Source organism: Luteitalea sp. (assembly GCF_022842525.1).
Classification (GTDB): domain Bacteria; phylum Acidobacteriota; class Vicinamibacteria; order Vicinamibacterales; family Vicinamibacteraceae; genus Luteitalea.
Map to the genome: position 1 here is coordinate 1 of NZ_JALHPM010000246.1, position 7671 is coordinate 7671.

The window sequence follows — 7671 nt, forward strand, 5'->3', positions numbered from 1 at the left end:
CTCGCGCCCTGTCGGTCACCGCCGTCGAGAACGACTTCGTCGAGGGCGTCTACGAGAAGCTCGCCAGCGTCTACGACCTCACGTTCGGACCGACGCTCCACCCCGGTCGCGTGCAGGCCCTCCAGCGCATGCAGATCCACCCCGGCGACAAGATCCTCGAAGTCGGCGTCGGCACGGGCATCAACTGCTCGATGTATCCCAGCAATACCGAGATCACCGGGATCGATTTCTCGGCCGGGATGCTCGAGAAGGCGCGTGAGCGCGTCGCCCGCAAGGAGACGAAGAACGTCCGTCTGCTCCAGATGGACGCGCAGGACCTCAAGTTCGAGGACAACACGTTCGACATCGTGTACGCCCCGTACCTGATCAGCGTCGTCCCCGATCCGGTCAAGGTCGCGCGCGAGATGCGCCGCGTCTGCAAGCCCGGCGGCCGCATCATCTTCCTGAACCACTTCCTCAGCCCCAACAAGCTGTTGTCGAAGGCCGAGCGGATGATCTCGCCGCTCACCGTCCACATCGGCTTCAAGTCGGACCTCGACCTGCCGGCGTTCCTCGCCCAGGCCAACCTGCACCCCATCTCGATCGAGAAGGTCAACATCCCGCGCATCTGGTCCCTGGTGACCTGCGTCAAGGACTGACGACGAAGGGCGCCTCACCACAGCGCCCTTCGCGTTTCGACCTTCGTGATTCAGTCCTTCAGCCTCTTCGCCCTTCCGGCATCGCGGCATTCCCGGCATCGCCGCATTCGCGATGACGGGGCCGCCTGCGTCACGTCATCGCGCTGAGCATGCCCGCGGCGACGTCCGCCCCATTCACCAACGGGCGCGCGTCTGGCTGCGGCTGCGCGAGCAGCGCGGCGACATCGTCATCCCACCGCGCCGTGGTCAACGCCTCGTTGGCCAGAAAGCGGCAGCGCAGCACCGCCGGCATCGCCTCCACCATCACCGGATACTCGCGGAACCGTCCGCGGTCGGTGTAGAGCAAGGCCGTGTTGTTGGCGACGCACTCCGAGACGATGCCGTAGCCGGGTTTCGAGACCACGACGTCGCAGGCGGCGACGATGTCCTCGTAGCGGAGGCCAGCAGCCGTCAGGCTGTCGCGATCGAGGTGAAGCGTATCAGGCGGCAGGGCGATGGGGCCCTGGTCGGCGCCGGCCGACAGCACGAGACGGTAGGGGGCCCCGGTGTGATGCGTCAGCGCCAGGCCGGCCACTCCATACCCGCCAAAGGAGATCAGCACCAGCGGCCGATCGTCGGTGGCGCCGATCTGGCGTCGGACCTCCGCGGGGTCTCGCTGCGCACGACGCGCGATCCACGGAAAGTCCAGCACCGTGTGGAACGTGCCGAATCCGCCGTGCATCGGCAGGCGCCACGCCGCGGCGGCCTGCGCATAGCGGGCCCCGAGCCGGGCCGGGAGATCCTCGAAGCCGGGGTGATCCGCCGTGAAGTCTTCGTAGATCCAGTCCCACGTGAAGTTGGCCAGGGCCACGGCTGGCACGCCTGCGAGATGCGCCGCCGTGCAGGGCATGGGAGGGACGTCGCACACAACGACCTCGACGTGCCGCTGCCGGAACTCCTCGGCCAGCACTGCGGCCGCGTGGTCGGCCTGCGCCTCGAATCGGGCCGCGGCGTCGAGCGTCGCCGGGATGTCGAGCATCAGGCTGTCGCGCTGGATCGCACCCGAGTCGACCGGTTGCTCGACGATCGTCACGGGCACCCGGAGCGTCCGGTCCAGGAGCCAGCGCGACGCGCGCGTGAAGACGTGGATCGGCTGATCGGGCCGCAGCGCGCCGAACGCGTTGATGACCTCGACCTGCCGGCTGGCGTGTCCGAACCCGTGTCCGGAAATGCAGAACGCGATCGCCACGGTCAGCCGGCGACGGCGGGTGCGGCCGTGGGCAGGGCCGCTGCCTCCACCGCCGGCTCGGGCACCCACGCGCCGAGCGCCACCTCCACGACCTGCTCGAAGGTGGACACGGGACGGAACGTCATGTCCTTGCGCGCCTCGGGCGACAACTCGTCGAGGTCGTCCTCGTTCTGTGCCGGCAGGATCATCGTCTTGACGCCCTGCCGACGAGCGGCCAGCGCCTTTTCCTTGATCCCGCCCACCGGCAGCACGAGCCCGCTGAGCGTGATCTCGCCCGTCATGGCGACGTCCGGCTTCACCGGCGTCTTGCGCGCCGCCGACAGGATGGCCGTGGCCATGGTGACGCCGGCCGAGGGGCCATCCTTGGGGATCGCCCCCGCGGGGACGTGCAGATGCAGGTCGTGGGTGCCGAACAGGGTGTCCGGGATACCCAGCACGTCGGCGCGCGAACGCACATGGCTCAGCGCGGCGCGTGCCGACTCCTGCATCACGCTCCCGAGCTGTCCAGTCAGCACCAGCTGACCCTTGCCGCCAGGCAGGAGCGTGGCTTCGACGTACAGCACGTCGCCGCCGGTCTCGGTCCAGGCCAGGCCGGTGACCACACCGGGCCGCGACAGCCGGAAGGGCGCGTCGTTCTTGATCTTCGGTGGCCCGAGGTAGTCGGGCACGTCCGGCGCATCGACCTTGAACGGGGCCTCGAGCGTGACGGTGGTCATCACGGGCAGGTCGGGATGCGACCGCGGGTCGCCGATCGGCGCTTCGGGACCGTCGCGATCGGGATCGTCGGCGGGCGGCGGATCGCCCTCCGGCGCCTCGTCGGGATGAGGGATGCCCGGAATGGCGCGCGGGTCCGGATCGTCGATCGGGATGGCGTCCGGGTCGGGCCCCGGTGGCAGCGACGGCGGCGGAGGCCCGTCGCCCGGCTGGCCGGGGATGGGCATGTCCACGGTGGCCACGGCGCCCTCGGGCTCGCGGTCGCGCCACGTCGTGTCGACGCCGGCGACACGGGCGGCCAGTTTGCGCGCGATGGTGCCGACCTGGCGTTCGAGGCCGCGAACGCCGGCTTCGCGGGTGTACTCGCGCACCACGCGGCTCAGTGCGCCATCGGTCAGCTCGAGGCCATCGGCGGGCAGACCGTGTTCCTTCATCTGACGCGGAATCAGGTAGCGCCGCGCGATGTGGGCCTTGTCTTCCTCGGTGTAGCCGCTGAGCGTGATGATCTCCATGCGGTCGAGCAGGGCCGGATGCACCGTGCCGAGGTTGTTCGCGGTCGCGATGAACAGCACCTTGGACAGATCGACCGGCACCTCGAGGTAGTGGTCGCGGAACGTGTGGTTCTGCGCCGGGTCGAGCACCTCGAGCATCGCCGAGGCCGGATCGCCCGAGAATCCGCCCGCCTGCAGCTTGTCGATTTCGTCGAGCATGAACACCGGGTTCATCGAGCCGGCCTGCTTCAGGGCCTGCACGAGCCGTCCGGGCATCGAGCCGATGTACGTGCGTCGGTGCCCGCGGATCTCGGCCTCGTCGCGGACGCCGCCGAGCGAGATGCGGACGAACTTGCGGTTCATCGCGCGCGCGATCGACTGTCCGAGGGAGGTCTTGCCCACGCCGGGAGGCCCCGCGAAGCACAGGATCGGGCCCTTCATGTCGTTCTTCAGCTTGCGCACCGCGAGGTACTCGACGATGCGGTCCTTGATCTTGTCGAGGTCGTAGTGGTCCTCGTCGAGGACGACGCGGGCCGCGCGCGGGTCGAGCCGATCCGGCGTGGTCACGCTCCATGGCACCTCGAGCAGCCAGTCGAGGTACGTGCGCAGCATCTGGTACTCGGGCGAGGCCTGCGACATGCGCTCGAGGCGATCGACCTCGCGCAGGGCCGGCTTCAGCACCGCGTCGGGCAGCCGCGCCTCGTCGAGCCGCTTGCGCAACTCGGCGATCTCCTGCCCCTCTTCCTCGCCGAGCTCGGTCTGGATGGCCTTGAGCTGCTGCCGCAGGTAGTACTGCCGCTGCGCGTCGCTCATCTCCTGCTGGGCCTGCGACTCGATCTTGCCCTTCAGTTCGAGCAGCTCGACCTCGCGGCGCAGGGCCGCCGTGATCGCGCTCAGCTTGACCCGCAGATCGTCCTGCTCGAGGAGCAGCTGCTTGTCTTCCGGCTTCATGTCGATCAGGGTCGCGAGCAGGTACACGAGCCGCAGGGGCTCGTCGATGCCCGAGACGATCGACCGGAGGTCCGGCGACAGTCCCGTCGCCAGCGAGAACGCCTTCTCGACGAGGTCACGCAGTGACCGGAGATAGGCGTCGATCTCGAGGCCGGTCGTGTCCGGCTCCGGTGCCGCCACGATGCCGGCATCCATCACGTTGCCGTCTCGCGTCACGTCGTCCAGACGCACGCGGGCCACGCCTTCGACGAGAATCTGGAGCCCCATCGCGCCCTTGGCCATCTGGCGGATGACGGCGACGGTGCCCACCTTGCGGAGCTGACTGGGCTGTGGATCCTCGGCATCGCCGACCTGCATGACGAGGACGAGCATCCGGTCGCCGGCCAGGGCGCGATTGACGGCATCGACCGACACGGCCCGGTTGACGGCCAGCGGCTGGACGGTCAGGGGAAACACGACCGTGCTCCGCAGCGGAAGGACCGGAAGGCGGGCGGGGAGCGGGGGATCCTGGGCGGCGGCATCAGCCACGAATCGTCTTCTCCAGAGTGCGGGGCGTTGGCCCGAGTGCCAGGTGCCCGAATCGTTTGACGCACGGGCGGGTGCGTCTGTCCGACGGTGCCCGGGCATTCACCCGGGGCGCGCGACGACGGGACCGCGCCGGGCGCGATTCGATCCCTGCCGTCCCGAATGGCAGTCTATCAGCCGGGGCACGCGGGCACCGCGCTATCATCGGCCGATGCTGGCCATGCGTCCCGGGGCAGATGAGTACGGTGCCTACTATGCGGGCTACATCAGGCGCGTGCCCGATGGGGCCCTGCTCGCACGCTTGCAGGCCCAACCGTCGGAGTACCGTGCCGCGCTTTCCGCGATGGACGATGGCGCCGCGGCGCTGCCGATGGCGGCGGGCAAGTGGTCGGTCGTCGAGATGCTGGCGCACGTGGTCGATACCGAGCGCGTCTTCGCGTTTCGCCTGCTGTGGTTCGCGCGCGGTGAGTCGTCACCGTTGCCCGGATTCGACCAGGATGCGTGGGTGCGTGACGCGAGTCGCACACCGCCGACGCTGTCGGCGGTCCTCGACGAGCTGGCCGCCGTACGCGCCGCGAGCCTCGCGCTGGTCACGTCGCTGCCCGACGACGTGGCCGATCGCAGCGGCGTGGCCAACGGCCAGCGCATGACGGTGCGGGCGTTGGCGTGGATGGTGACCGGGCACGCGCAGCACCACCTGGACGCCCTCCGCACGATCCATGGGTAGGGCCGGCTCTCCGAGCCGGCCGTCGCCGACGCCCGGGTGGTGACCGACCGCTCGGAGAGCGGTCCCTACCCTCAATAGATCCCGGGAACCATCCGCCAGCGCACGCGTCGCCGATACGCCAGGTAGGGGTCGCCGAAATTGGCCATCAGACTGCGCTCCTCGAGAGGAATCGCGATCACGAGGTAGGCCACGCTGACCGCGGCGAAGAGCAGGCGGGTGTGCGTCATCAGGGGCGCGCCGGCGACGAAGAGCACCCACCCGAAGTAGATCGGGTGTCGCACCACCGTGTACAGCCCCCGCGTCTCGAGCGTGGGAGGCTCGTGCTGCGGCGCCGCCTGCCTCGAGGGATCCAGCCCCATCAGTTCGCGCAAGCTGAGCGTGCGCGCCGCGAGCAGGGTGACGAGCACGCCTGCGGCCTGCACCGCCGCCCCCACCCACCACCACACGCCGGTCAGGGCGTACCACGTGCCCGGCAGCGGCTGCCAGAGCTGTGTGCACGCCAGGAACAGCGTGCTGGCGAGGATGACGTAGAGCGCCCGCTCGGCGTCGATGCCGACGCGCTGATGGATCCACTGCTTCAGGCGCGTCCGAGCCAGCACGCTGTGATGCAGGGCGAAGGCGGAGAAGAGGGCGACGTCGATGGCCAGCGGGGCCCAGAGGGGCGAGCCGGCCGGCGCGGTCGCGTCGAAGGCCTGGAAGTACGCCTTGCCACCGGTGGCCAGCGAGACCACGAACAGCACCGCACCCACGACCTGCAGGGCGCGCACGAGCGTCGAAGTGCCATGAAGCGGAGCCACGAGTCGGGTCAACGGGCGCATAGTATAGTGCCGCCCATGCGGTCTTCTTCCCGCATTGCCATCTCGGGCATCGGCGTGGCGTCGCCGTACGGCGTCGGACGCGAATGCTTCTGGGAGCATGTGCGACAGGGCCGCAGCGCCACACGGCGGATCGACGACTTCGATCCGGCGCCGTATGCGTGTCAGGTCGCCGCACCGCTGCCCCCGTTGTCGATCGCCCAGGCGCCGCGGCTCGACGCCCACCCCTCGCTCGACAGCCAGGACGGGGACGACATCCTGCGTGAACGCGCGGACGCGAAGCGGTATTCGCGCGCGTCGCTGGCCGGGGTCATCGCGGCGCGCGAGGCGTGGCACGACGCCGGCTTGCGCCGCGGCGAGCCCGGCGCGGGCGTGATCATCGGCACCGGTGGTGGGGGCATCGAACTCGGCGAGAAGCAGTACCGCGAGTTCTTCACCGATGGCCTGAAGCGGGTCACGCCCTACGCCATCCCCATCTCCATCTGCGGCATGCTGTCGAGCGAGATCTCGATCGCCCTGCAGTTGCACGGCATCAGCCACGTGTTGTCCACCGGCTGCACGAGTTCCACCGATGCCACCGGGTACGCGCTCGGCCTGCTGCGCAGCGGCGAGGCCGACGTGCTGCTGTGCGGCGGCGTCGACGCGTGCGTGACGCCGGGCATGATCTACGGCTTCTCGCGCATGCGCGTCGTCTCCACCGCGTTCAACGACACTCCTGCCACGGCGTCGCGTCCGTTCGACTCGACGCGGGACGGGTTCGTCCTGGGGGAGGGCGCCTGGATGTACGTGCTCGAGCGGGAGGATCGCGCCCGCGCTCGCGGCGCGCATGTGTACGCGACCATCGACGGCTACGGCTCGACCTGCGACGCCTATCATCGTGTGCAGATGGACCCCGAGGGTCAGCAGATCATCCGCGCCATGCGCATGGCCCTCGACCGTGCCGGGCGCGCACCCGAGGAGATCGGCTACGTCAACTTCCACGGGACGTCCACGCAGCTCAACGACGCCATCGAGATTCGCAGCGTGCGCGCCGTCTTCGGGGCGCAGGCCGATCGGATGTGTGGCTCGTCGACCAAGTCGATGGTCGGGCATCCCCAGGGGGCCAGTGGTGCCTGCGGCATCGTGACGACGGCGTTGGGGCTGGACCGGGCCTTCCTGGCCCCGACGATCAACGTGACGCAGCTCGACCCGGCGTGTGACATGGACGTGCTCCCCAATACGGGACGCGCGGTGGAGGTGGAGGCGGCACTGTGCAACTGCCTCGGGTTCGGCTCGAAGAACAGCGCGGTCGTGCTGGGACGGGCCCATTGACCACCGACGTGGTCGTCGTCGGTGGCGGGCCGGCGGGGGCGTTTGCCGCGACCATGCTGGCGCGCGGCGGGGCCCGGGTCGTGCTGCTCGATCGTGATGCCTTCCCTCGCCCCAAGCTGTGCGGCGACACGCTGAATCCGGGCGGGGTCGCGCTGCTGCGCACTGTGGGTCTCGCCGGGCCGGTCGAGCGCCACGGCCTGGCGCTCGACGGCATGCTCGTCACCGGGACGTCCGGCGTTTCGATTCGCGGCACCTACGGCGACGGCCTGGT

7 protein-coding genes are annotated in these 7671 nt (G+C 69.7%); 4 read left to right on the forward strand and 3 right to left on the reverse strand.

Annotated features, from left to right (window positions below; genetic code table 11):
- Nucleotides 1-638 (forward strand): methyltransferase domain-containing protein (locus Q0C41_RS28135; RefSeq protein ID WP_291989765.1); only part of this gene is annotated, 638 nt, incomplete at its 5' end.
- Nucleotides 639-768: 130 nt separating this feature from the next.
- On the opposite strand, the gene Q0C41_RS28140 is transcribed toward Q0C41_RS28135, so the two are convergent.
- Nucleotides 769-1866: a hypothetical protein gene (locus Q0C41_RS28140; RefSeq protein WP_291989768.1), complete on the reverse strand. Its 1098-nt coding sequence runs from the start codon at nt 1864-1866 to the stop codon at nt 769-771.
- 2 nt (nt 1867-1868) lie between these two features.
- Nucleotides 1869-4649, reverse strand: a complete 2781-nt coding sequence (lon, locus tag Q0C41_RS28145; protein ID WP_291989770.1) for an endopeptidase La — start codon at nt 4647-4649, stop codon at nt 1869-1871.
- Nucleotides 4650-4758: 109 nt separating this feature from the next.
- Between lon and Q0C41_RS28150 the strand changes: the two genes are divergently transcribed.
- Complete coding sequence (locus Q0C41_RS28150) at nt 4759-5274, forward strand: DinB family protein (RefSeq protein ID WP_291989772.1); 516 nt, start codon at nt 4759-4761, stop codon at nt 5272-5274.
- 71 nt (nt 5275-5345) lie between these two features.
- Here the strand turns inward: Q0C41_RS28150 and Q0C41_RS28155 are convergent, their stop codons facing one another.
- Nucleotides 5346-6071: an isoprenylcysteine carboxylmethyltransferase family protein gene (locus Q0C41_RS28155; RefSeq protein WP_291989774.1), complete on the reverse strand. Its 726-nt coding sequence runs from the start codon at nt 6069-6071 to the stop codon at nt 5346-5348.
- A gap of 36 nt (nt 6072-6107) precedes the next feature.
- Between Q0C41_RS28155 and Q0C41_RS28160 the strand changes: the two genes are divergently transcribed.
- On the forward strand, nt 6108-7400 hold the full coding sequence (locus Q0C41_RS28160; protein ID WP_291989776.1) for a beta-ketoacyl synthase: 1293 nt from the start codon (nt 6108-6110) through the stop codon (nt 7398-7400).
- A partial coding sequence (locus tag Q0C41_RS28165) for an NAD(P)/FAD-dependent oxidoreductase (protein ID WP_291989778.1) occupies nt 7397-7671 on the forward strand: 275 nt, incomplete at its 3' end. The genes Q0C41_RS28160 and Q0C41_RS28165, both read left to right, overlap by 4 nt.